General features: G+C 67.4%; 21 protein-coding genes and 1 pseudogene. 8 read left to right on the plus strand and 14 right to left on the minus strand.

The features are described 5' to 3' along the window. The 10 genes and pseudogenes from A5789_RS38025 to A5789_RS22525 form a co-directional block, all read right to left on the minus strand. Window positions 1-252: pseudogene (locus A5789_RS38025) on the minus strand (hypothetical protein); the annotation flags it as partial. Next, on the minus strand, window positions 249-1,097 hold the full coding sequence (locus tag A5789_RS22485) for an NlpC/P60 family protein (RefSeq protein ID WP_155525684.1): 849 nt from the start codon (window positions 1,095-1,097) through the stop codon (window positions 249-251). The gene A5789_RS22485 and the pseudogene A5789_RS38025, both read right to left, overlap by 4 nt. Window positions 1,098-1,135: 38 nt before the next feature. Then, the gene (locus A5789_RS22490) at window positions 1,136-3,238 is read right to left on the minus strand and encodes a hypothetical protein (RefSeq protein WP_155525683.1); all 2,103 of its coding nucleotides are present in this window, start codon (window positions 3,236-3,238) and stop codon (window positions 1,136-1,138) included. Window positions 3,239-3,600: 362 nt separating this feature from the next. Continuing rightward, window positions 3,601-6,123 (minus strand): ATP-binding protein, encoded by a 2,523-nt coding sequence (locus A5789_RS22495; protein WP_063010447.1) that lies wholly within the window; start codon window positions 6,121-6,123, stop codon window positions 3,601-3,603. After that, window positions 6,124-6,642, minus strand: coding sequence for a hypothetical protein (locus A5789_RS22500; protein ID WP_063010445.1), 519 nt, complete (start codon window positions 6,640-6,642; stop codon window positions 6,124-6,126). Next, complete coding sequence (locus A5789_RS22505; protein WP_030517937.1) at window positions 6,639-6,899, minus strand: hypothetical protein; 261 nt, start codon at window positions 6,897-6,899, stop codon at window positions 6,639-6,641. The genes A5789_RS22500 and A5789_RS22505 overlap by 4 nt, the downstream gene beginning before the upstream one ends. A 17-nt stretch (window positions 6,900-6,916) precedes the next feature. Further along, window positions 6,917-7,876: a conjugal transfer protein gene (locus tag A5789_RS22510; RefSeq protein WP_063010443.1), complete on the minus strand. Its 960-nt coding sequence runs from the start codon at window positions 7,874-7,876 to the stop codon at window positions 6,917-6,919. A 119-nt stretch (window positions 7,877-7,995) separates the two neighbouring features. Further along, window positions 7,996-9,144, minus strand: a complete 1,149-nt coding sequence (locus A5789_RS22515) for a GAF domain-containing protein (RefSeq protein WP_082856699.1) — start codon at window positions 9,142-9,144, stop codon at window positions 7,996-7,998. Between the two features lie 254 nt (window positions 9,145-9,398). After that, window positions 9,399-10,292, minus strand: a complete 894-nt coding sequence (locus tag A5789_RS22520; protein ID WP_064902260.1) for an ROK family protein — start codon at window positions 10,290-10,292, stop codon at window positions 9,399-9,401. 48 nt (window positions 10,293-10,340) lie between these two features. Continuing rightward, window positions 10,341-10,775 (minus strand): hypothetical protein, encoded by a 435-nt coding sequence (locus tag A5789_RS22525; RefSeq protein WP_063010439.1) that lies wholly within the window; start codon window positions 10,773-10,775, stop codon window positions 10,341-10,343. A gap of 324 nt (window positions 10,776-11,099) precedes the next feature. Between A5789_RS22525 and A5789_RS22530 the strand changes: the two genes are divergently transcribed. The 3 genes from A5789_RS22530 to A5789_RS22540 all read left to right on the plus strand — a co-directional run bounded on the left by A5789_RS22530 (window position 11,100) and on the right by A5789_RS22540 (window position 13,865). After that, on the plus strand, window positions 11,100-11,807 hold the full coding sequence (locus A5789_RS22530; RefSeq protein ID WP_030517942.1) for a MerR family transcriptional regulator: 708 nt from the start codon (window positions 11,100-11,102) through the stop codon (window positions 11,805-11,807). Between the two features lie 49 nt (window positions 11,808-11,856). Further along, window positions 11,857-13,362: a phosphatase PAP2 family protein gene (locus A5789_RS22535; RefSeq protein ID WP_064902261.1), complete on the plus strand. Its 1,506-nt coding sequence runs from the start codon at window positions 11,857-11,859 to the stop codon at window positions 13,360-13,362. 83 nt (window positions 13,363-13,445) lie between these two features. Next, on the plus strand, window positions 13,446-13,865 hold the full coding sequence (locus A5789_RS22540; RefSeq protein ID WP_146100734.1) for a DUF6508 domain-containing protein: 420 nt from the start codon (window positions 13,446-13,448) through the stop codon (window positions 13,863-13,865). On the opposite strand, the gene A5789_RS22545 is transcribed toward A5789_RS22540, so the two are convergent. From A5789_RS22545 to A5789_RS22555, 3 genes are read right to left on the minus strand one after another with little or no spacing between them, the layout of a single operon-like run. Next, the gene (locus A5789_RS22545; protein ID WP_063010433.1) at window positions 13,862-14,605 is read right to left on the minus strand and encodes an SDR family NAD(P)-dependent oxidoreductase; all 744 of its coding nucleotides are present in this window, start codon (window positions 14,603-14,605) and stop codon (window positions 13,862-13,864) included. The genes A5789_RS22540 and A5789_RS22545 overlap by 4 nt on opposite strands. A 56-nt stretch (window positions 14,606-14,661) precedes the next feature. Next, window positions 14,662-15,603, minus strand: a complete 942-nt coding sequence (locus A5789_RS22550; RefSeq protein WP_064902263.1) for an alpha/beta hydrolase — start codon at window positions 15,601-15,603, stop codon at window positions 14,662-14,664. Further along, complete coding sequence (locus A5789_RS22555) at window positions 15,600-16,976, minus strand: NAD(P)/FAD-dependent oxidoreductase (RefSeq protein WP_063010494.1); 1,377 nt, start codon at window positions 16,974-16,976, stop codon at window positions 15,600-15,602. The genes A5789_RS22550 and A5789_RS22555 overlap by 4 nt, the downstream gene beginning before the upstream one ends. 150 nt (window positions 16,977-17,126) lie before the next feature. Between A5789_RS22555 and A5789_RS22560 the strand changes: the two genes are divergently transcribed. The 3 genes from A5789_RS22560 (at window position 17,127) to A5789_RS22570 (ending at window position 19,363) form a co-directional block, all read left to right on the plus strand. Continuing rightward, entirely contained in the window at window positions 17,127-17,756 is a 630-nt protein-coding gene (locus tag A5789_RS22560) for a TetR/AcrR family transcriptional regulator (protein ID WP_063010429.1), read from the plus strand. A gap of 125 nt (window positions 17,757-17,881) precedes the next feature. Further along, window positions 17,882-18,589: a hypothetical protein gene (locus A5789_RS22565; RefSeq protein ID WP_064902264.1), complete on the plus strand. Its 708-nt coding sequence runs from the start codon at window positions 17,882-17,884 to the stop codon at window positions 18,587-18,589. 117 nt (window positions 18,590-18,706) lie between these two features. After that, window positions 18,707-19,363, plus strand: coding sequence for a Uma2 family endonuclease (locus A5789_RS22570; RefSeq protein WP_064902266.1), 657 nt, complete (start codon window positions 18,707-18,709; stop codon window positions 19,361-19,363). Window positions 19,364-19,455: 92 nt separating this feature from the next. Here A5789_RS22570 and A5789_RS22575 read toward each other — a convergent pair whose 3' ends face one another. Next, entirely contained in the window at window positions 19,456-21,528 is a 2,073-nt protein-coding gene (locus A5789_RS22575) for a glycosyltransferase family 39 protein (protein ID WP_064902265.1), read from the minus strand. A 153-nt stretch (window positions 21,529-21,681) separates the two neighbouring features. On the opposite strand from A5789_RS22575, the gene A5789_RS22580 reads away from it, so the two are divergent. Further along, window positions 21,682-22,629: an erythromycin esterase family protein gene (locus tag A5789_RS22580; RefSeq protein WP_082940881.1), complete on the plus strand. Its 948-nt coding sequence runs from the start codon at window positions 21,682-21,684 to the stop codon at window positions 22,627-22,629. A gap of 109 nt (window positions 22,630-22,738) precedes the next feature. Beyond that, the coding region (locus A5789_RS22585) for a class I SAM-dependent methyltransferase (protein WP_155525565.1) at window positions 22,739-23,289 on the plus strand (551 nt) is incomplete at its 3' end.

Raw genomic sequence — 23,289 nt, forward strand, 5'->3', positions numbered from 1 at the left:
CACCACACCCACACCCGACCCGGCCGGAGCCGGACCCGGTGGCGCAGGCGGAGAAACCACCGGAACAGACGACGACGGCGCCGCTGGAGTATTCGCCCCCGACGGTACTCCCGGGAGCGACGGCGTCACGGCCTTGTCGGGCTTCGACCGTTGTTCCATGGGGCGCAGCGTCCACGGCGTGGTCCCGTCGGACGGCTGCTCCTCGTTCGGCTCACCGGTGACTCCGGGCTGCACTTCGGCGGGTGATGTCATGCCCCGGCCCCCAATACCCGTTTGACCTGTACGCCCCGGCTCATCGGAATCGTCTGCTGCACAAGGCTTCCCGTCGTTGCATCGGCGGTGATCATGGTCCCGTCGCCGAGTGCCACACCGGCGCGAGCCGGCCCGCGCGAACCGTAGTCCCAGAACACCACATCGCCCGCCGATGCGGCGGAAAGCTGCACGCGCTGACCGCAGATCGCCTGGCCCGCGAGGGTCGTCGGAAGGATCACCGCGCCCGAATTGCTGCCGCGAATGGCGTCCGTCGAAGTCTGGCAACCGTTTCCGGTGGGCGCGGGTGTTCCGTCGAGCGACGTCTTCTCACATCGCTGTGTGGTCGCGGCCACCGACGCCTGGTAGATCACTCCTCGCACCAGTTCGGCCATATCGGCCGCCTGGGAGCGGTACCCCGCGGCGAGCGCAGCCGCGCAACTGCCGGCGAAGCCGGTATTGCCGTAGGCCAACTCCGGCATTTGATAGGGCGCCGACTGCATCGGTCCACTCAGACACGACCGGATCCAATCGGAGACGTCGTTGTCGCTCGGGTCGACGGTTACGCTCGCGTACGGATTGGTCGACGGGATCTCCGATGCCGCGACCGTGCCGCCGCCTCCGCACTTCGAGACGGTGGTGGCCGTGGGTGTCTCGCTGGGGTCGTCCCCGATCGCACTCGCGCATTGGCACTGCAGGTCCGAGGCCGACGAACCCGACTGTGCCGCAGTAGGAAACACCGCTCCCATGAGTACTACACCGCACAGCGCGACAACGACCACGAGACCCCAAGCCCACCACGGTACGAATGCCAATGCTGTCCGCAGTCCATCCGGCCGATTGCTCATCGACAGCCTCCTCACAAGCCTCTCGGTTTATCCGCTGCCTAGCGAATGCGGCGACCGACGCGTCCCATTTCGCGTCGCCAGTTCGGGTTGGGAGGGTTGGTGCCGGGCGGTTGAGGAGCGTTCCACGGTGTCCGGTGAACCCGCGACGCCCAGAGATCCGTGTCGGCCGCATGGGAGATGACCCGGCGGACCTCTCGGATATGGCGCGGGTTCCCCGGATCGTCGACCAACCGGTCGACGGCGGTGGAGACAACCCGCGCGTGCTCGTTACCGATCCACATGAGCATCCGGTCGGCACTATTTTCGTCGATTCCTGCCAGAGACGCCATCCTTGAGCGACCACCACTTGCCACCAGTTGCAGTTGCTCGATCTGTTCCTGGCTCGGGGCCGCCATGTATTGCTCGACGAATCGTCGCTCTCGGCCATGGCGAGCCCCGCCGTCCAAGGTGACGCCACCCGGATTCGCGCGCCGAAAGCGGAAGGTCGCCGCTTGCAGCGTCGCCAGATCGGCTGCCGCCTCCTCCGCCGTGCCCTCCCCCCGGAGCACACGATTTGCCGAATGTTGGGCGCGCGAAATGGCCGAGACCACATGGCCGAGGTGCTTGTCGGTGAGTGTCTCGTCCTCGGCGTTCTGTGCGACGATGCCCCACGAGCGGATGGCGTTCGACATGATTTGCTCATCGGTGAAGCCGGCGCCGAGCATTGCGCCCCAGGCACTGTCGAGGCCCCCGCCGTAGTCGAATACACCTTGGATCGCCGCGGAGGCACCCATAACCGTGTCGACGCCGCCGGCGGCCTCGGCCGCTTGCCGCGCCGCGAAGGCGAACTGATGCCGATTCATATAGGACTGGGTGTACAGACCGTCCGCTCCACCGAAGTTTTCCCGGCCCCACACCCCCCACTGCGCGAGCTGCGCCTCACGCTCGGTACGCGAGAACGGCCGCAGCGGGCTGCGGGTCCGCCCCCACATCCATTCGGTGAGCGGCGAATTGCTCACGGTGCTGACCCCGGCCAGGGTCGCCAGCATCGCGGCGCCGCCCAGCTTGTGCTTTGCTCCGGCCTGTCCCATGCCCAATGCCGTACCGGAACCTCCGCCGCCGCCGCTTCCGCGAGATACGCCCTGCATCGCCAGTGCGAAGCGGTTGGCGACCCATTCGTTCCCGCTGGTCAGCCCCGCGCTCAAACGCTGCAACTGGAAGATCGCGATGATTTCCACGATGGCGCCGATGACGAAGATCGCCATGACGTCGTTCTCCGCTTCCTTGAACAAGTTGCCCAGGAACAGCACATAGACGCCCAGGAAGATCGTGTAGCAGGCCATCCGCGCGCCCGCGATGAAACCGTCGACGATATTGCGCACCAGAAAGGTTTGGGTGGGCCCGTAGACGAAACCGCCCGCCGCGAATCCGAAGATCGACATGAACCCGTGATAGATCGTGTCCAGCGCGGCTTTGATGATCTTGAGGGACAGATAGACCGCGAACAGCAGTAAGATCGTGCCGGCGACCAACAGGATCAATCCCGCCCCGATCTGGGGGACGGTCGGATTCTGGGTCGCTTTGTAGGCAGTCCTGTCGCAGTTCTTCATACCCTCCTTGACGGCATTCTCACTGCCGTTCATCACCGCCGAGGTCCACGCCGCCTTGCACGCCGAATCGGTGTCGACGACGCGGCCGAAATTCCATACCTGTAGCGGGCGACGGGCGAAGTTGTCGGCGAGATCGGCCTGCATCTGTGGCACCAGTGCCGATGCGTTCGGGTTGCTGTTGCCGTTCAAGCCGGCAGCCACCGACACCCCGATATTGCGGCCTTGGGCCAGTAAGCCGTCCGACGACAGCACATCCGCGAGCGGCTCCGCGAGGAATATCGGCCCTGCCACCGCGATCAACAACATGGAGACCACCTGCATGGTGGCCTTGGCGTGGAAACCGCGGACCACGAACCACGCTACGAAGAACGCTCCGATCGTGACCGCAGCCGCCAACATCATCGGCGTGGCGATCTGGCCGCTGAGACTGTGCGCGACACCTTCCAGAGCACGACTGAACAAATTGAGCCATGCGAAGCTGAGAGCGTATCCGATCAACCAGATGGCCGTGGTCACGATCACCATCCAGCCCGCGAATTCGAGGCTGAGCACCAGCGACAGCGCGGTATTCGCCGGGTGAAGCAGTCCGCCGTGGTTGGTCGCGAAGATGTAGCTCGACAACTCCGCGCCGGACGAATCGCGCACATGCATCCAGCTCAGTCCACTGTTGACCGAGGACCCCTCCGCATCCCCCTCCCCCGTCTGTGCCGTGGCCACCGCACCGAGCACCACCGGCAGCACGACCATCACGACGAACACGGCCAGCGCCGAGACACTCCAACGCCGCCGCCGAGTGGCCGACATCAAATTCCAGCATCGGCGGGCCACCGCGCGCGGCTGCCACCGAGCCGGGTCGAAGAATTCGAATTCCCAGTCCGGACCGAACCGGCCGTGCACGGTGCCCGTATCGCCGATCATGGCACCGCCTGTCTCTCCAGTATCGCGCGCTTGGGTGCGGCATTCGGCGTACTGCTGATGGCCTCGGCGCGATCGGGGCGGGCGGGCCCGAGCACCTTGCCGCGACCGATGCGGTTCAACGCGTCTCGCATGAACATCTCGCCGCGCCGCTCCTCGGGCACCTGCCGTCCGGGGCCGATCGGCGGGGAGGTCTCCTCGCGCAGAATCTGGAGTAGGAAGGGCGCCTCGTCGAGGTCCACGCCCAGCCATTCCAGGCTGTTGCGGGCCAGCGTCTCGTCGCGCTGCCGGAAGACGAACCGGTTCGGGATCAGATTGTGCGCCGCGCCCTGGAAGTCGGTGGCCGGATCGTGTGAGGCCAAACCGATCGCGGCCAGATGCTTTCGGCCGTCGCGACTGAAGTCGCTGGTCACCGCGGATCCCACCTGAGTCTGGGTGAAGTGGTGCGCCTCGTCGCCGACGAGCAGCCCGAACCGGCCGTTGTCGGAGAGGAACGCCTCTCGCGCGGTGACGCCCACCAGTTCGTACAGCGCGGTGCCCAGGCGCTTGGTCAGCGGCAACCGGTTGTACAGGTGGGGGGTGACCAGTTCTTCCGCCGTCGGCAGCGCCAGGTTGTGGCTTCGGATGACCGTGGCCGCGGCGTCGAGTCGCAGCGGTCGCAGGCCGGGATCGAACAGGACCGGCACCCGCTCCACGATGGCTCCCAGCCGGGCGGCGAGATCGGCGTACTCCTCGGCACTGCCGTGCTCGTCGCGCAACCGGCACACCACGCGATAGAGATCGAGCAGACTCCGAATGCCGTGCTCGGCAATACCTTTCGGAGTGAGCATGCTGCCGATGAGCGCACCGGCACCGCTGGTGGGCGACAGGTCCAGCAGAGGCAGGATCGAGTCCAGCGCACGCTCACCGGCGACACGCGGATCGAACAATCGCAGCGGATCCAGCGACACGGTCGGATTGCTGAGGTCGATGACGACCGCGTTGTCGATCGAGGAGGCGAAATGTTCCCACTCCCCGACCTGACTGCGGTCGATGGCGAGGAACTGCCCGCCCATATCGTGGACCAGCACCGCCATAAGTTTCAGGAAATACGATTTACCCGAACCCAGTTCGCCGGTCACCGCGAACGAGGCCGACAGGTCGTGCAGCGCCGCTTCCATGATGCCGAAGTGAATCGGCTCGAATTGGCCGGAGAGCAAATTGACGCCGATCACCGGACCGCTGTCGTCACCGATCTGACTGGTCGTGAAGGGAACGAAACCCGACCACATATCCGACGGCACGATATGGGCGAAGTCGTCGTAGGCGCGCCGGGGCGGACTGCCCGGAATCATCATGGACCACAGGTCGACCTGAGCGCCGACAGGTGCCGTCATCTCCACCTGAAAGCGTTTGTATCGGCGTTTGAGGGTATTGACCGCATCCATGGTGGTGTCGTGCGAGGAGCTGCCGACCGCGATCACGGTCGTGAACGACACCTCCGATTCGCCACCGTTGACCTCGAAGTGATTGTTGTATTCACCGAGCATCTGCACCTTCGACATCAACGTGTTCTGCGCGAACGACACCTCCTGATCACGCTGATCCATCTGCTCACCGAGACGGCGCAGATTCTGCTCGTTGTTCTTCAGCACCGCGTCCGCGGGGCGCGTCGAAATTCGCATCGCCCAGTCGATGGTGACGTTCTCCATACCGTCGAGGACGCTGAGGAATTCGCTGCCGCCGGGAAAATTCATCCCGGAGTACGGGAACGAATGGGGGGTCAGGATCGCCTGATAGGACGGCCGGAATTCGAAGTCGGGCTGAACCACCTTGATCACCGGCACGAACGACGGACGCAGGCGGCGGTTGCTGTCGGCCTGGGCGCCTTCGTCCAGGGCCGCGGACCGGAAGACGGCGGCGGTGGCATCGTCGAGAACGCCCGCGCGGGTCGGCGCGACCGGATCGCCGACCGCACCCCGGGACAGATAGTGCTCCCACAGCCACTGGAACAACGCCGCCGGCACCGGCACCGGTTCGAAATCGCCACCGATTCGCGAGAGGATCTCGTTCGCGGTGTCGTCGTAGGCCTCCAGATCGGCGCGTGACAGCGCTGTGGCATCGATCGTGGTGGTGCTGCCGCGCCAGATCCGCGACAGTCCCGACAGTGCCGGGCCGCTGGATCCGACGGGTATGGACAGCAGGAAGATCCGGGTCTGCGGCACGATGGCACGCACCCGTTCGTAGGCGGCGACCACCTCGAGCGCGTAATCCTCGCATTCGTCGAGATCGACGCCCTCGACCATCTTGCCCAGCACGTCGATGGTGTTGAGCCGCGCCTGAATTCCCAGCAGGAGCGAGCCGTTGGGCAGGTTGTTGATCAGCGCGTGGTGGGCCGCCTTCACGTCGAACTTGTCACCGGCCTTGCGCAATCCGTAACCGAGCGGATTGATGAAATATGTCGCGGTGACCAATCCGGCGTGCGTGAATTGCAGGTTGCCCCGAATGGCCGCGGTGGGCTGGATATCTCGCTCGAACGCCATTCAGTGCACTCCTCCTGCCACTGCGCGGCTACCCTCGGCACGAAGCGAAGTGGACTGGGTAGCAAGCAACTCGGCGACATTTCCCGATCCCGGCCGGCCGACCGGCGCGGCCTCGGGCGCCGACCCGTCCGGGAAGATGATGACCACGGATTCCTCGATGAACAGGGTGTGCCGGGCGGATTCGGCGGTGACCGGAAAACCCGAGGCCGACACAGGTTTACGGACGAAGACCAAACGGCCGAACCACATGGCCCGCGAGATCATCCGTACCCCGGTATAGGGCAGCAACCCCAGGCCGAACACCGCCACAATCGTCAGGATCAGCCCCACCACGAAAGTGATCGCCGGATTCACCGGCAGGATCATGGCGAGGACCGAGGTAACGAGAATGACCGCGATACCGCCGGCCACCTGTGGAAGTGTGTACGGCCCGAATGGCAGTTTCTGCCCGTTCTGCGCTTTGCCGATCATGGTGGGCACCCGTTTGATCGGCGTGTACACCTTGATCAGCTGGGTCATCGGTATCGCCCGACCGGTTGATCGGGCACGACGCTGGTGGCATCGGATCGTGCGTAGTTGACCAGTGTCGGCAGCATCCAGAACAGCACCGCCGCGAGGATCGCCGAGCCGACCACGCCGAGCACCTTCGTCGGCGACAACTTCGACTTGGCCGCCTCGGAGATGAGGATGCCCATGGCGAGGATCGTGATGACGATGATGCCGAGCGCGCGGACCACCAGCAGGATGTAATACAGCAGCGCGTTGAGATTGTGCATGAGCGTCCCTTCTCGGATCAGTTCTGCGTCGCCGGCGGGATCTGCACGGTCGTCGTCGGTGCGGCGGGTTGGCTACTGCTCGGCGCCGGTGCGCCGGCGCCGCCGGGACCTGTGCCGTTCACGACCGTGAGCGGATTCGTCAGCGCCGGAACACGATCGATGGCTTGTATCTGCCACTGTCCGGAGGGGCGCACCATGGTGAGCGGATAGGACAGCGAGACCGAGGCGCCACCACTTCCCTTCGGCGCCACCGTGGCGAGCACTTTCGCGGCGTTTCCGCTACTGCCGCAACTGGATTCGTCTGCCGTGACCGAGACGCTCTCGAGGCCGGTGAACGGAGCCGGGCGCAATGCCGTGATCCCGGCGCCGACGGCCGTATAGCGGGCGACATCCCCCGATCCGGTCAGATAGGCAGTCAGGAAGCCGGTGGCGACATCGGCCAGCGGCGTATCCGAGGGGCAGGGCGTGCCGTAGGCGAGGGTGATATCCGGGCCACGCCCCGGCGGCTCCACCGCGGCCGGCAGCGACAGCGCGCGCCTGCGGCCGTCCGGTGTCACCGATACCGCGACCTGGTAGTACTGGCGGGCGTCGGTCACGCTGCCGGTCCGACCCGGGTGCACCGATATCGTGACCGCCCAGATCTCGACGCTCGCAGTCGATTCGGTGCGGCTGACGTGGACGACCATCGGGTCGCTCACCGGATGCGCGGTGGCCGGCAAGCGCATCTGCTGGCCCGGATCGACATAGTCGGCGATCCGATCCTGCTGCCCCGCGCTCGAACCGAGGTAGCTCACCACGAAGTCCTCGGCGAACGATGCCGCCAGCTGAGCATGGCCGATCAGGGTCGTCGTGTTCGCGTCGGACGGCCCCTGCGGCGGCTCCGAGAACCAGGACAGGACGGCATGTCCACCGCCGAGGACGGCTAGTACGGCCAGTACCGCGACGAGGATGTTGTCGCGGCGGCGTCGCGCGGCCATCCGGCGAAGCAGTGCTTCGCCCGAATCCGCCGATCTACCAGCAATTGCCCGCACTCTCGGAATGGTAGAGAGGACAAGGGCATTCACCCTTCGGACTGTTCCCTGCCGTGGGAAGGCGATCAGTACACGGGGCTGCGCTTCATCCGGCCGGCCAGACGATGCCGCAGCTGGTCGTCGTAGCCGATCGGGGTGTGCAGATGCGGAAGCCCCGAGGACTGCCGTTGCGGCTCCATCACCGGGAGATCGTCGGCGACGCGAACCATCTGGGCGATCGCCAATTGCCGCGCCGAATATCCCGGGTAGGGGTACAGCAGCAGGGAGGTCGGGGTGTACCCGCCACCGTAATTCAAAGCGCGGACGGTCACCCCGGCGGTGTCGCCCGCGCGCAACCGCTCGTCGAGGGCGAGCAGGCGATGGCGATCGTCGGGATGGAAGACGTCGATCGGCCGGAACAGATAGTCCCACCTGATCCAGGGCGCCGGATCGGTCAGCCAGTGCGAAATGCTCGTGTATTCGAGTTGCACCACAGCCAGATGAGTGCCGGCACGGCGATGCGCTTCCCGCAGACCGACCTGCTCCAGCGTCGACCACGACATCGACGCCCGCTCGGCGCCGATCTCCTCGATCAACAGCCATGCGCCCCTGGATCGTTCGTCGTTCCGTGCGCGCATCGTGATGCGCCAGCGGCCGGGACGTTCACCGTCGGCGCGGACGGTCACGTCGAACTGCATCTTGGCGCCGGCCGTCGGCTCGTACAGCAGATCGAGCACCTCGGTGTGCCGGTCGAATCCCGACATCCGGTGGAACAGTTCGGCGATCGATATCCGCGGCACGTACTCTTCGGCGGACATTCCCGACAATCGCGCGATACCGCCCGGCAGCTGGATGGTCTGTGTCGACAGATCCCAGATCGCTCCGACCGCCGGACGCAGCGCCGGCACCTCCGCGGTCGCCGGACCCAGCCACAGCCGGATGGCATGGACGTCACCGGCGGGACCGAAGACGGGTTTGATCAGCAGCCGATGCGGACCCGAGCGGGTCGCGATCCGCAGATCGACCTCCTGCGCGTGATCGCGGGCCGAGATCATGGCCTCGGCGATCCGCGCGGTCGTCAGGCCGTCGTAGATCGCGGGCATCTTCGCCAGCTGCCGTTGCAGCACACGCTGCCACGCCGCGAACTCGCGGGGCGTTTCCCCGACCGAGGCGACCGACATCGTCTCCGGCGTCAATGTTTCGATCGTCGTCCATCCGATCACCGCGTCACTCATCGCACTTGCCCTGCACCAGCCGTTCCTCCGCACTCATGACCGACGGGTTCAGACGATCATCGTGACCTAGACAATGTACCGTTATCCAGCGGTGCGATCAATAGGAGAAGAACAACTGCACTGGTCAGCAGTCCGACCACTGCAAGTGAACCATGTTGAACGAACGCCCATTTCGTAAACAGACGTTGAACATGCGAAATCACGGCCGACGCCCGCATCCTGCGCGCCTTCGGCCGTGATCGACGACGGTGCCGCTAGTCCTGGGCCGCGATCAGGGCGAGAACCCCCGCCCCGGCCAGGACGCCGAGATCCTCCAATTCCGAAGGGACCACTCGCAGTGCGGCCAGGAAGCCGGCCCGGGCATGGGTGGCCACGGCCGTGTTCAGCGGCTTCCACAGCGCTGGGCCGGCCGTGGCCATCGAACCGCCCACGACGACGAGACCGACATCGAGCAGCGGCGCGATCGAAGCGATGGCCCGTCCCAACGCGGTACCCACCCGTTCGAACGCCGCGACCGCAACCTCGTCGCCGGACTGCGCCGCCGAAACCAGTTCCGCCACCGTGGCTCCCGGCCAGCCCCGGCCCCGAGCCCACTGCACCGCGGAGAGGCCACCCGCGACGGCTTCGAGACAGCCTCGACCACCGCATTCACACGGTTCGTCGTAACCGGGAACGAGCAGATGGCCCAGATGACCGGCATTGCCGGTACGCCCCACGACCACCAGGCCGCCGACCATCACCCCGGCACTGATCCGATCCGATACGGCGATCGACACCGCGTCCATCACCTGACCCGTCGCGCCGAAATTCTGTTCGGCCAGCGCGAGGCACACACCGTCCAGCCCCAGTTGCACACTGGCGCCCGGGAACGCCTTCTTCACGGAATCGACCAGCTCGAAACCGGTCTGCCACTCCTTGACCGCGGTCGGCGCGACGACGCCGGCGGTCATGTCGATCGGCCCTGACGATCCGATCCCGATCGCCGCCACATCCTCGCCGCCGGCGGTCTCGTGCAGCAGTGTCCGGCAGGCTTCCCAGGCGCCGGCGGCGGGGATCGGAGCCCGGCGAATATCGTCCGTACCGACATCGTCTGCCACGCGAGTCGCCGCGAAGCCCGCCGGGCCGATTTCCAACGCCAGCACAGTCATGAATTACCCACCGTCACAGTAGTTTTCGCCTGTCGATGGTGACGGCTCTCAGCAGCCACCGGTCGCTGCCGGTCGCAACCGGCGCCCCAGCACGATACGACGACGCGGCGTCGCGGGCGCGGGTTCCACACAGACCGGCCGGGCGCCGGTCCGGATGATCCGCAACGGCCGTTTGTGATCCAGCGGGGCCGTCCGATGCCGATCGAGGTTCTCCACGATCTTGCCGGCGCTGTCGTAGGCGACTCCGGCCCAGATCATGGCCCGGGGACCGTCGCCACGAGCGATCAAAGCCTCTGCGAGCTGGGAACATTCGGTCAGCAGCGGGCAGCTCGCGCAGATCCGGACCGCGGCGCGCCAGGAGTCGGGGGTGCCGACGTCGAGGTCCCAGTCGTCGGGTCCGTCGGCGCACGGCGGGCGGTGCGCGGCCGCGACGGCGACGGTCGCGACGGCGGGCGTGGGAACAGTCGAAAGCGGCGGCGCCACAGGGGATCCGAGAGGTAGCCGACGCGAGTGAATTGTGCTCATTTCCGTCTCCGGGGATGCCGAGGACACACGTGTGCAGTCACCGTGTGGTTCGCAGACGTGGCCCATGGGTCGGGCGGGCATCGGGGCTGCTCAACAGTCCCCGGCAACCAGCAGCGAACTGCTGTACTCGGCACGTTAACCCACGATTTGGCTGTCAGCAACCACTTTCGCCGCTATTTAACGGCACATTGACCAAGTCGTTGCACGGATGTATCGTCACTTAACGGGACGTTTTTGTACGGTCCGTTTTTCTACGGGGTAAGTTGTGATTTCCTAAGAGGTATGGCTGTGCACTCGGAGTACACGATCGACGAGCTGGCGCGGGCAGCAGACACCACCGTGCGCAGTGTCCGCGTGTACCACGAACGAGGGCTGTTGCCGTCACCGGAAGTCCGGGGGCGCATCGGCTACTACGGATCCGATCATCTGGAGCGGCTGCACACGATCAGCCGGCTGCTCAGCCGAGGTATGAAGCTCAACGGGATCCGCGAACTGCTCGAGGCATGGGATCGTGGCGACGGGCTCGCCGACGTCCTCGGGGTCAGCGACAGTCCGGGCGAGCGCGAACCCGTTGCGGCACAGGAGAAACCGGTCGGCGACGATCCGCTCGCCGATCTGCCCGACTACGTCAAACAGGCGCTGGCCGGCAGTTCCGACCCGCTGGAGGCCTACCGGGTCGCCAATCCGCGCTGCGGCGATCTCGCCGCGCGCCTCATCGACAGCGGGGTGCCGGACGCCACCGCCTTCCAGCTCGTGGAGCGGCTGCGCGCGGACTGCAATCAGATCGCCGATCGCTACGCCACCGAATTGTTCTACTGCTTGGCCGGGCAGGCCTACGAGCGCTCGCAGCGCGACAGCAAGGACCGCGCACGGCTGGAAACCGAGGTGGCCATCGCCCGCCTGATCGTCACCCGGGCGGCCTCCGAGCTCATCGACCAGGCCTTCGCCCGGCATGCCGAACTGCCCGCCCCCAACGAGGCTGCCCGATAAGTCCGGTTGTTCGATGTGCCCGGCGCGCCGTGCCGGTACGCTCGGGTGAATGCGCAGGCCTCTCGTCCCGCGGCGGGTTCGCGGAATCAATACTCTGGATCGGCGACTGGTCGACCGGAGCGCACGGTTGCGCCCGAGTACCGCCGACACCGTGCTGCGTTCGCTGAGCCACGCCGCCAACGCCAATCGGCTGTGGATCGCGGCCGGTGTCGGTGCGATCGCCGTCGGGACCACGACTCACCGCCGTGCCGCGGCGCGCGGACTCGTCGCCGTCGGCATCGCGAGCGGGCTGGCCAACGGTGTCGGCAAACCGCTGTTCCCGCGGCGCCGGCCACCCGCCGAGGCGGTGCCGCAGATGCGGCGCCTGATCTCGCCGCCGATCTCGTCGTCGTTTCCCTCCGGCCACGCCGCCTCGGCGGCGGCCTTCGTCACCGGCGTGGCGCTGGAATCACCGGTACTGGCGGTTGCGGTGGCGCCCGTGGCAGCCGCGGTCGCGTACTCGCGGGTTCACGTGGGCGTGCACTGGCCCACCGACGTGCTCGCCGGCGCGGCACTCGGCGGCGCCGTCGCGGTCGGCACCAGGCGGTGGTGGGCGGTGCGTCGCGACGAACCCGCGACGGTCGGCCCGGCACAGCGGATCGAACCCCTGATCGGCGGCGACGGCCTGCTGTTGGTCGCCAATCCGAACTCCGGCAGCGGCGACGGCGGCGGACTGCTGGCCGATCTGATCCGCAAGCTTCCGGCCGCGACGCTGCTCGAACTCGGCGACGACATCGACCTGAACGCCGAGATAGACACCCGGGTGAGATCCGGATCGATCCGCGCGCTCGGCGTCCTGGGCGGGGACGGCACGGTTTCGGCGGTCGCGGAAGCGGCGGTGCGGCACGGACTTCCGCTGGCCGTCTTCCCGGGCGGCACCCTGAACCACTTCGCCCGGGACATAGGTGTCGAGGATATCGCGGCCACCCTCGCCGCACTGTCCTCCGGACAGGTCGCGCTAGCCGACACCGCGCGGGTGCGCCTGGACGACGGCAGCGAACGCACCCTGGTGAACACCGCGAGCCTCGGCGGTTATCCCGATTTCGTCCGGTTGCGTGAACGCTGGGAACATTGCATCGGCAAATGGCCGGCCGCGGCGGTGGCGATGGTGTGCGTGCTCGTGCGCGCCCAGCCGCTGCGCACCACCATCGACGGCGTTCCGGCCTCGGTGTGGATGTTGTTCGTGGGCAACGGAGCCTACCGCCCCCGCGATCAGGTGCCCACTGCCCGAACCGATCTGCACGGCGCCGGTCTGGACATCCGGTATCTGCGCGCGGACCGGCGGTTCTCCCGATTGCGGCTGATCTGGGCGTCGCTCACCGGCACCCTCGGCGATTCGCCCACCTACGTCCACCGGCATGCGGACAAGTTGCGGGTACGCGTGGACGGGCCGCCGATCTCACTGGCCACCGACGGCGAAGTCGACACGCGCGGTGCGGAATTCGAGTTCATCGGCGATCCTTCGACACTGCCGGTGTTCCTGGTTGCCGACGGTGATGCGGAGCCCCGCCGCTAGCCGGCACCGGAGACTGCGCCGAGAAGAAGTACACACCTCATGGTATGAAATTCCTAGTTTTCACATGACGGAGGTGTCGGATCGTGACGCAGGCCAACCCCATGACGGTCGAATCGGCCGAGGCCGCTTTGGCGCGGCTGACCGCCCACGATCGCGGCGTGCTCACCGATCTGGTGTGCCGAGTCGACAAAGCGGCCTCCGGCTCGGCCTGGTCGCGGAAGGCGCCGCTCGTCGACGAGGTGGTGCGCTTCCTGGTCGATAGGCATCTGCTGCTGACCCACTTCAATTGGGGCGCTTGGGAAGAGGGACAGCAGGCGATCCAGCGCCGTGACCGCGCGGCGCTGGCGACCTGCACCGCACAGCAGTGCCTGCAATACCTGACCCTGCTGGTGCGCGCGGACCGCTTCACCGAGGGGACACTGGCGTCGGCCTTCGAGTCGGGGCTGATGCAGGCGCTCCTGCACCGCCTGCATCAGCACACCTACCCGCACGCGGCGCGTTAACCCTCGGCCAGCGCCCGCACTCGGGCCAGGACGTCGGGATAGCGCTTCAGATGTGCGCCGCCGTTGAGATCGATGGCCGCACCCGTCATCCACGCCGCCCGGTCGGAGGCCAGGAAGGCCGCCATCTCGGCGATTTCCTCGGGTCGGCCGCTGCGTCCGAGCGGGGTGTTCTCGAGGTACTCCTCGGTCAGCCCCGGAACGAAGGCGATACCGGCGACCAGCGGAGTGTCGACCAGGCCCGGACTGATCGCGTTCACCCGGATGCCGCGCTCGGCCAACTCCAGCGCCGCGACCTCCACCAGCATCAGCACACCCGCCTTGGCCGAACAGTAACCGGCCATCCCGGTTCCGGGCTGGCGGCCGTTGAGGGAGGCGATGCAGGTGATGGATCCGCCGTCGGCCAGGTGGCGGCCCGCGTATTTGATCGCCAGGAACGATCCGGTGAGGCAGACGTCGACCGTCGTTTTCCAGTGTGCCAGTTCGAGTTCGGTGATCGGGCCGGGTAGCGACAGCCCAGCGCAGTTCACCACCGCGTGGAGGTCGCCGCTCGCTTCGAAGCCGGCTGCCACCGACGCCTCGTCGGTGACGTCGAGCGCCACCGCACTCGCCGAATCGCCGATCTCCGCCGCCACCGTCCGCGCCGCCTCGAGATTCACATCGGCGACCACGACGCGAAAACCGTCGCGCGCCAGCGCATGTCCGGTGGCGCGGCCGATGCCCGAGCCACCGCCGATCACCATCGCGCCCCGCGTTGTCGGCGCTGCCTCCGGGGCGTTCGCCGCTTCACCGGCTGTACTCATCGCTGTGCCCCCTCGGCGATCGCGCGGTCGGCGGCGAGATGGCGGGTCAGGAAGTGCACCTGATGGTCGACGGCGGGCTCGAACCAGTCGTTGCCGGCGAAGATGTCGAAGTGGTCGCACGGGTAGTGGCGAACCTCGGCACGTGCGGCGAACGCGGCCTTGGCCGCGGCGTAGGCGGGCGCGGCGCGGTCGAAGTCGGCGATCTGCATCAGCACCGGCGCGGTGATGCGCGCGGCCCGCCGGTCGGCGCGATAGCTGCCCAGTTCCAGACCGATCGCCGCGTCCACCTCGTTGCGCCAGGTGGGGCCCGCGAGTGCGGTATAACTCTCGTAGTAGCCGTCGGCGGTCAGTGCGGCATGTTCGCCGGGCCTGCCGACCAGCGGCATCATCACCCGATTACCGCCGAACCGCCCGGCCAGGGCGCTGCGCACACTCCACACCGTGGACTTCGCGATCGCCGCGGCGCCGACCTGCCCGAAAGCGACTCGGCCCGCGGCCAATCCGTTCACCAGCGGCACGAGCGCGACGACCGCGCAGATGTCGGTCCGGTCCGCGGCGACGGTGAGGGCGTGGCCGCCGGACAGTGAGATGCCCCAGGCGACCAGTCGATTCGGATCCACGCCGGGCTGCCGTGCGGCCGCGGACAGCGCGGCACGGTAGTCCTCGGCCTGTGCGGCCATCGAGACCCGCTGCCGGGGTTCACCGGCGGAGGCGCCGAAACCCCGGTAGTCGAAGGCGAATACGGCCAGTCCGGCCGCGGCGAGGCGCTGTGCGAACGGTTCCAGCCCGGAATCCTTCGTCCCGCCGAATCCGTGCGCCATCACCACGACCGGACGGCCGCCGGGACCGTCGAACGGCCCGTCCGGCGCGCCCTCGAAAAACCATGCGTCACAGGTGGTTCCGGACGAGGTGAACTCGACCTGCCGATACGTCGTCACTGTGCCACTCCCACCGGTCGATCCGTCTCCGCCACGCGCGCCCACGGGGGCGGCCCCGACAGCCGCGCCCGCTCGGCGCCGGCCGGAATCTCACGCACCCGCATATCGTGTTCGTAGAGGAAGTAGTCCACCTGCTGGGTGTGCCGGGCGCTGGGCACCATATGCCCGGTGTAGTGCTGCTGTTCGGCGACGATCACCCGCCGCATCTCGTCCGCCGACGGCAGGCGGTAGCGGCCCACCGCATAGGCCCCGATCAGTCGCGCCTGGCATTCGACGAACGGGAACAAGGTCGGGGTGGACTGGGCGAATCCGGCGAAGGCCAGATCCTCGAAACCGGGCAGGAACATCCGCTTGTACAGATCGATCTTGTTGTCCGGAGCGCTGATGAAGTCCGGATCGAAGAACGGGAAGGTGATGTTGTAGCCGGTGGCGTAGATGATGATGTCGAAATCGTCGGCGGTGCCGTCGGCGAAATGCACGGTGGCGCCGTCGAATCGGTCGATATTCGGTTTCGGGATCACATCGCCGGAACCCAGCCGCAGCGGCAGTTCCACCGATTGGGTCGGGTGCGCCTCGAAGAATTTGTGATTCGGCGTGGGCAGGCCGTAATTCTCCGGACGGCCCGCGGTCAGCGGTTGTCCCCACTGCGCGATCTTGCGCTGCCAGGAGAACGGGATGTAGGGGCTCGTGCGGTAGTACTTGTCGGCCGGCTTACCGGCGATGTACTTCGGCACGATCCAGGCGCCGGAGCGAGTGGACAGCGTCAGCTTGTTGCCCAGCGCCTTCGACGACAGCTCGACCGCGATATCGGCGGCGCTGTTGCCCAGTCCGACCACCAGAATGCGCTGATCGGAGAAGTCCATCGGGGTGCGCGGGTCTATGTAGTGGTGGGCGTGCATGGTGCGGCCGGTGAATTCGCCCGGGAATTCCGGATAGCGCGGGTCCCAGTGGTGCCCGTTGGCGACGACCAGGAAATCGAAGTGGCGCACCTCGTTTCGCTGCGTGCGCAGTTCCCAGCCGCCGCCCGGCAGACGCCGCGCGTGTTCGACACCGTTGCCGAATTCGATGGAACGGTAGAGGTCGAAGGCGGCACAGTAATCGTCGAGATACTGCTTGATCTGGGTGTGGTGCGGGAAGTCGGGGAATTCCTCCGGCATCGGGAAGTCGCGGAACGACAGCTGATGTTTGGAGGTGTCGATGTGCAGGGAGCGATACGCGCTGCTGTGCCCGTTCGGGTTGCCGAAGGCCCAGTTGCCGCCGACACGGTCCGAGGATTCGAAGCACACATACGGCACCCCGTAGTCGCCGAGCATCTTGCCGGCGGTCAGACCGCTGATTCCGGCGCCGATGACCGCGGTACGCGGTTGATACATCACCACTCCTTTCACGCCATGGGCGTGTAGACAGATTCTCGATAGTGTCTACTAGTAGACACATTCTCAGATCTGTCCACACATTGCTAGGGTTTTCCCGAAACCGGTCGACAGCGAACCGGTGCGGGTGTGCGGCGAAAGGGGCGGCGGATGAGCGACACGACGACCACGACGGTGGTCGACCGGCTGTTGGAAGCGACACAGAAATTGCTGGCCGCCAAGGGAATTCGCGCCACCACGATGATGGAGGTGGCAGAGGAGGCGGGGGTTTCGCGCGCCTGGCTGTACCGGCACTTCCCGGACAAGCCCGCGCTGATCGGCGCCGCGATCGTGCGGCTCACCGACACCTGGTGGAACGACGCCCGCGCCGAACTCGACCGCATCGACACCTTCGCCGAACAGCTCACCATCGGCGTGCGCATCGGTCGCGGCGCCTACGACGATCCGGGCGCGCTGCTCATGCGCCTGCGCTCGTCCGAACCCGAGGAGTTCGCGGCCTGCGCCGGCGCCGGCGTCACCGCCCTGGTCCCCGCGCTCGCGGCGTTCTGGCGGCCCTATATCGACCGCGCCGCCGAACGCGGAGAAGTGCACCCCGGCCACGATCTGGCCGAGGTCGCCGAGTGGGTGGCCCGGGTCCTCATCAGCCTCGGCACCGTCCCCGGCGACACCTTCGACCCGGACGATCCCGCCGCGGTGTCCCATCATCTGCGCACCTACCTCCTGCCCGCGCTGACGCACGCGCCCGCCGGCGCTTCCGAACGGAGCCGCCGTTCCAGCTGATTGCGAGCTCACCCACTTCACACCACTCGGCTCGCCCGCCGAATGGAAAATGGAAATCATTTCCGTTAATGTCTGATGCCGCTCCATCGAGCGCTGCGCAGAACACAGAACGGAACAGAGATCAGATGAACAAGATCACCCGCATGACCGTCACGGCGATCACGGTGGTGAGCGCGTTGGGCGCCGGTTCGGCTGTCGCATCCGCCGCGCCCACGACGGCGGCAGATCACGTCCTGAGCACCGAGATCATGCCGGGCGTGCAGTACACGAGCTCCACCGCGGATCAGTCCGTGGTGATCGAGACCGCGACGGCCACGCTGGTCGCGGCGGGCGGGCAATTCCAGGTGCGCGACGCCTCCGGCGCCACGGTTGCCGGTGTCCCGGCCTTCCCGACCGAGCCGAAGGCCCTGACCGCCGTCCACGCCGCACCCGAGGTGCGGGCAGCGGCACGCGCGGCGACGCCGCAACTGCACCTGGAGAATATCGACGGCGACCCGCAGACCGAGCGATTCGATGCGGCGATCCAGGCCGCCATCAACGAATTCGGCCTGGCTACCAGCGTCGGAACGATGACCGGTGGTCTCATCGGCCTCGCCGTCGGCTGCGGAGTCGGCGCCGTAGCGGGCGCGGTGTTCGGCGCGCCCGTCCTCGACGCCGCCGGACTCACCCTCATCGCCGGCTGCCTGGCCGGAGCGGGCGTCCTGGGCGGTATGGGCGCCATCCTCGGCGCCGCGCTCCTCGGCATCCCCGTCGGCATCGCCTCCGCAATCAAGTTCCAGCACACCATGAACCAGCCCTACGAACAGCACACCCACGACAGCGAGAGCAACTGAGGACGGAACTCGGGCGTGGGCGGACCACCGCCCACGCCCTGCCCGCTGGACGACCGCCCTCCGAATCCGCACGTCGAGCCACTGAACAGCACGGTTCGGCCCGCTACGATGGGCATCATGTCCTGCCCGGATGTCGCGCGACCGGATCTTCCCGAGTACATGACCTGGGAAGAGCTGGAGCAGTTGCCCGAAGACATCGCAGCTCGCATCGAGCTGTGGGAGGGCCGGGTGGTGTGGCTTCGTCGCGGCCCCGGTGAACACCAGGAGTTCACCAACCTGTTGTGGAGCGGCCTTCGACGCTGCGCTCGGAAACAGATGTCCGACGATCCCGAACAGTGCTGGAGTGTGCGCACGGAAACCAACGTGTTCTTCGGCAAGTCCGGCAAGTCCGACTTCGTAACACCGGATTTCATGGTTCACCGCTGTCTCGAACAGCCGTACCAGCATGTCCGCTCCCCCGACGTCGTGTTGGTGGGCGCGGTGCTGTCGCCATCGAATTCGGATGCGGATATGGAACTGAAGAAGGCACGCTATGCCAAGGCGGGGATCCCCTGGTATTGGGAGGTCACCCTCGCCACGCAACGCAGCGCCATCGCTCACGTGCACGCGTACGTCCTCGCCCCGCAGGTGGGGCCGCTGCCGCCCGGAGTATCGGTGCTGCACCAGGCGAACTACGTCCTGGCGGGCGCCTGGTCACCCACCGCCTCGGAATCGGTTCGCATCGACCATCCGTTTCCGATCGACATTCCCTGGTCGGAACTCGAATTCGGATGAGCTGTGCCGGTCTTTCGTAGCAGCCGCTACTCCGTGGACTCCCGCACGCGAATCGGGGCCCTGCCATCTATCGCCGGGCCCCGATTCGGTTGTCAGTCGATGGGTCGAGTCAGGTCGTAGACCGTCGTTCCGCCCACTGTTATTGCGGTGTAGTGGGATTCGACCCAGCTGGTGATCTCGCTCGCGCTGCCGGAGCCACCGCCCGACCCACCGCGGCCGCCGGGGCCGGCGCCCGCGAAGAAGTAGTGGATGTCGCCGTTCTTCACGTAGTCCTGGAATTGGGCGAGGGTGGGCGAGTTGTCGCTGCCGGTGAAGCCGCCGATCGCCATGATCGCTGTGCCGGTGGACAATTCGAGGCTGCCCGCGGATTGCGAGCCGACCGTGGCCGCCGCCCAGCGGTTGTTCGCACTCTTCAGCAGTTCCCGCAGGGCGGTGTTGCCGGAGTTGCCTCCGCCGGGACCGCCGTCGCGGGTGCCGGTCGAGTCGGCATTCGCCGGTGGTTGCGCGTTCGTCGCGCCGCCGGATGTCGAATCCGTTGTTCCCGAATCAGTCCCATCAGGTGTGGTGCCGCCGGACGCGGATACCGAAGCACCCGGGGCATTTCCGTCCGGAGACATACCTCCGGGCCCGCCACCGAATCCGCCCATGCCGCGGCCAGTGTCGGGGCCGGAGGTCGGAATCGACCCGCTGTGCGCGGTCGCCGCTGTCTCCAGGGCGTAGGCGCTCGTGCCGGCGAAGCCGAACAGCAGTGCGGCGGCCGCGACGATCACGGTCATCCGGCCGAGGGCGTGCGCGCCGACGACGAGGACCGCCGCGACCACGATCGAGCCGATCAGGACGATCCAGCGCAGCGCCGGGTACCAGTCGGGCGTGCGGTCCAGCAGGACGAAGTTCCACACCCCGGTCGCCGCCAGCATGAGACCCAAGGCCGCACGCGCAGAGGCGAATTCACGTCCGCGCCACAGTTCCACCACCGCGATGCCGACCAGCGCGGCGATCGCCGGCGCCAAGGCCACGGTGTAGTAGGGGTGAATCGTGCCCTGCATGAAGCTGAAGACCACGCCGGTGACCAGAAGCCACCCGCCCCACAGGATCAGGCTCGCGCGGATGCGTCCGGTGCGGGGTGTGCGCCGGGTGAACCACAGGCCGGCCACCAGCCCGATCAGCGCCGCCGGGAGCAGCCACGAGATTTCCGTACCCATCGAGTCGCCGAACAGGCGGGTGATTCCGGTGCTGCCGCCGAAGCCGGTGTTGCCGCCCCCACCGGGACCACCGCCGCCGCCGTTGCCTTCGCCGCCCATCACGCGGCCGAGACCGTTGTAGCCCAGGGCGAGTTCGAGCAGACTGTTGTCCGTGGAGCCGCCGATGTAGGGCCGCGAATCGGCGGGCCACAGGCTCACCAGCGCGACGAACCAGCCACCGGAAATCACCAGCGCGACAACGGCTCCCAGGAGTTTCAGGATCCGGGCGCGCAGTGCGATCGGCGCGGCGACGAGAAACACCAGGCCGAGTGCCGGCAGCACCAGGAACGCCTGCATCATCTTGGTGAGGAAGCCGAAGCCGACCGCCACCCCGGCCGCCGCCAGCCAGCGGCCACTCCCCTTCTCGGTGGCCCGGACCGTGCAATACGCCGCCGCGACCAGCAACAGCACCAGCAGGGCGTCCGGGTTGTCGAACCGGAACATCAGCGCCGCGACCGGAGTCGACGCCAGCGCCGCACCCGCGATCAGCCCGGCCGCCGGACCGCTCCAGCGCCGCACCGCCCCGTACAGCAGCCCGACCGACGCCACACCCATCAATGCCTGCGGCAACAGCAGCGAGAACGAACCGAATCCGAGCAGCCGCCCGGACAGCCCCATCACCCACAGCGCGGCGGGCGGCTTGTCGACGGTGATGGCGTTACCGGAGTCTAGCGATCCGAACAGCAGCGCCTTCCAACTCTGCGTGCCCGCCTGTACCGCGGCGGCATAGAAGTCGTTGGCCCACCCGGAGGCGCTCAGTCCCCACAGATACAGGAACGCGGTCGCGACCAGCAGCACCAGCAGCCCGGGCCGCGCCCATCGCGGCTGGTCGGGCGGTCCCGAGAGGAACGCGCCCCACCGCGCCGGCTGCGGCGGCGATCCGGTCGGCTCGGCCTGCCGACGCGGCGCCTCTGTGATCGTCATACGGTTCTCCTCCGCCTCGGTCGCCGGGCTGTCTGCCGCGGCCGTTGCATCGAGGATCGCGCCCGGAGGTGGGTCGGCTCTTTGCCGAACCTATGCGCCGACTGTGAGGAGACTTCTTGACCTCAACCATGGTTGGGGTACCAGAGTTGCCGCATGACCACTTCGATCGACACCGTGACGCCATGGGTCGAGCAGCACGCTCATCCGCTCTCCGCCTCGGCCCCGGAGCATCCACTCACCGATCTGGCGCCACTGCGCCGGTCGGCCGGCGCCGCACGCGTCGTCGCGCTGGGCGCCGCGACCCGCGACACCCAAGAGTTGTCGGTGACCGCCCATCGGATCCTGCGTTTCCTCGTGGAACACTCGGGATTTCGCAGCCTCGTCCTGGAGGGCGACGATGCGACCAGCGCCGCGCTCGACGAGTACGTGCGCACCGGGGCCGGCGACCCGCGCGCGCTGCTGGCCGGGGCCCGATCGTTCTGGCGAACCGAGGAGATACTCGAGGTCGTCGGATGGATACGCCGATACAACCGGCAGCACCCCGACGATCCGGTTCGTATCGCCCATCCGGAGCCCGAGCGCCGGGTCACAGCGGAATCCGGCGACCTCGGCGATATCGAAAAGATGCTGGCAGACACTGTGATCCGCTGGCACGAGCCCACCGGGCACAAGGTCGTCTATTGGGGCGGCACGACGCATACGGTCGCCGCCGCGGCACGAAATGTGCTCCTCGGCGAGAAGCGGGTCACTCATCGCAGCGCGGGCGGCCATCTTCGAGAGCATTTCGGTTCCGGCTATCTGTCCGTCGGCCTGACGTTCGACCACGGCTCGACCGCGCACACCTTCCCTTCCCCGCCGGCCGACTTCGCCGAAACCGTACTCGGCCGCGTCGATCTCGCCACCTACCTGCTGGATCTACGAACCCCGGGCCCGGACTCGGTGCGAACCTGGCTCACCGCGCCGACGAAGACCCGCGTGATCGGCCCCGTGTACGACCCCGAGAACGACGGCGCGTTCCACCTCTCGGGCGGCTCCCTGAGCGAATGGTTCGACCTCGTCGTCCACCACCGGGCCGTGACCCCCGCGCGGCCGCTCGTCTAGGCCGGGGCGCACCGCTACACTCGGCAGCGGGCGAGAGGCGCTGCGACGGAACGGTTTCCGCCACGCTCGTCCGCCGATACGACCAAGGGCGCCTTCGACGACGGAGGCGATGGTGGACGATACGGCAGCGACTACGTGGGGGTACGGCGACTATCCGGCGATGGCGGCGCGGTTGTACCCGGCGGCCGTGGCCGCGATCGAGGCGGCAGCGGTATCGCCGGGCGATCGGGTGGTCGACATCGCCACCGGTACCGGCAATGCCGCGCTGCTCGCGGCCGCGCGCGGCGCCGAGGTCGTCGGCGTCGACTTCGAACCGACGCTGCTGCGGATCGCGGCGACGCGGGCCGCGGAACACGGTGGCCGAATACAGTGGCTGCGCGGCGATGTGGGCGATCTCCCGCTCCCCGACGCCTGCGCGGACGTCGTCGTCTCGGTGTTCGGTGTGATGTATGCGTCCGACCATGACGCCGCGGTAGCCGAAATCGCCCGCATCGCCGGCCGCGGCGCACGGATCGTGCTCGCGTCGTGGCTTCCGGGCAGCGCCCTGCCCGCGATGGGCCGAATCCTCGCCCCGTACCTGCCACCCCGTTATCTTTTTCCCAGCTCCAATCAGGGGCTACGGTCGCCGGGCCCGGTATGGCTCTTTGCCCCCAGTCTCTC

It is taken from the genome of Nocardia sp. 852002-51101_SCH5132738 (assembly GCF_001665695.1).
In the GTDB taxonomy this organism is placed as follows: Bacteria; Actinomycetota; Actinomycetes; order Mycobacteriales; family Mycobacteriaceae; genus Nocardia; species Nocardia nova.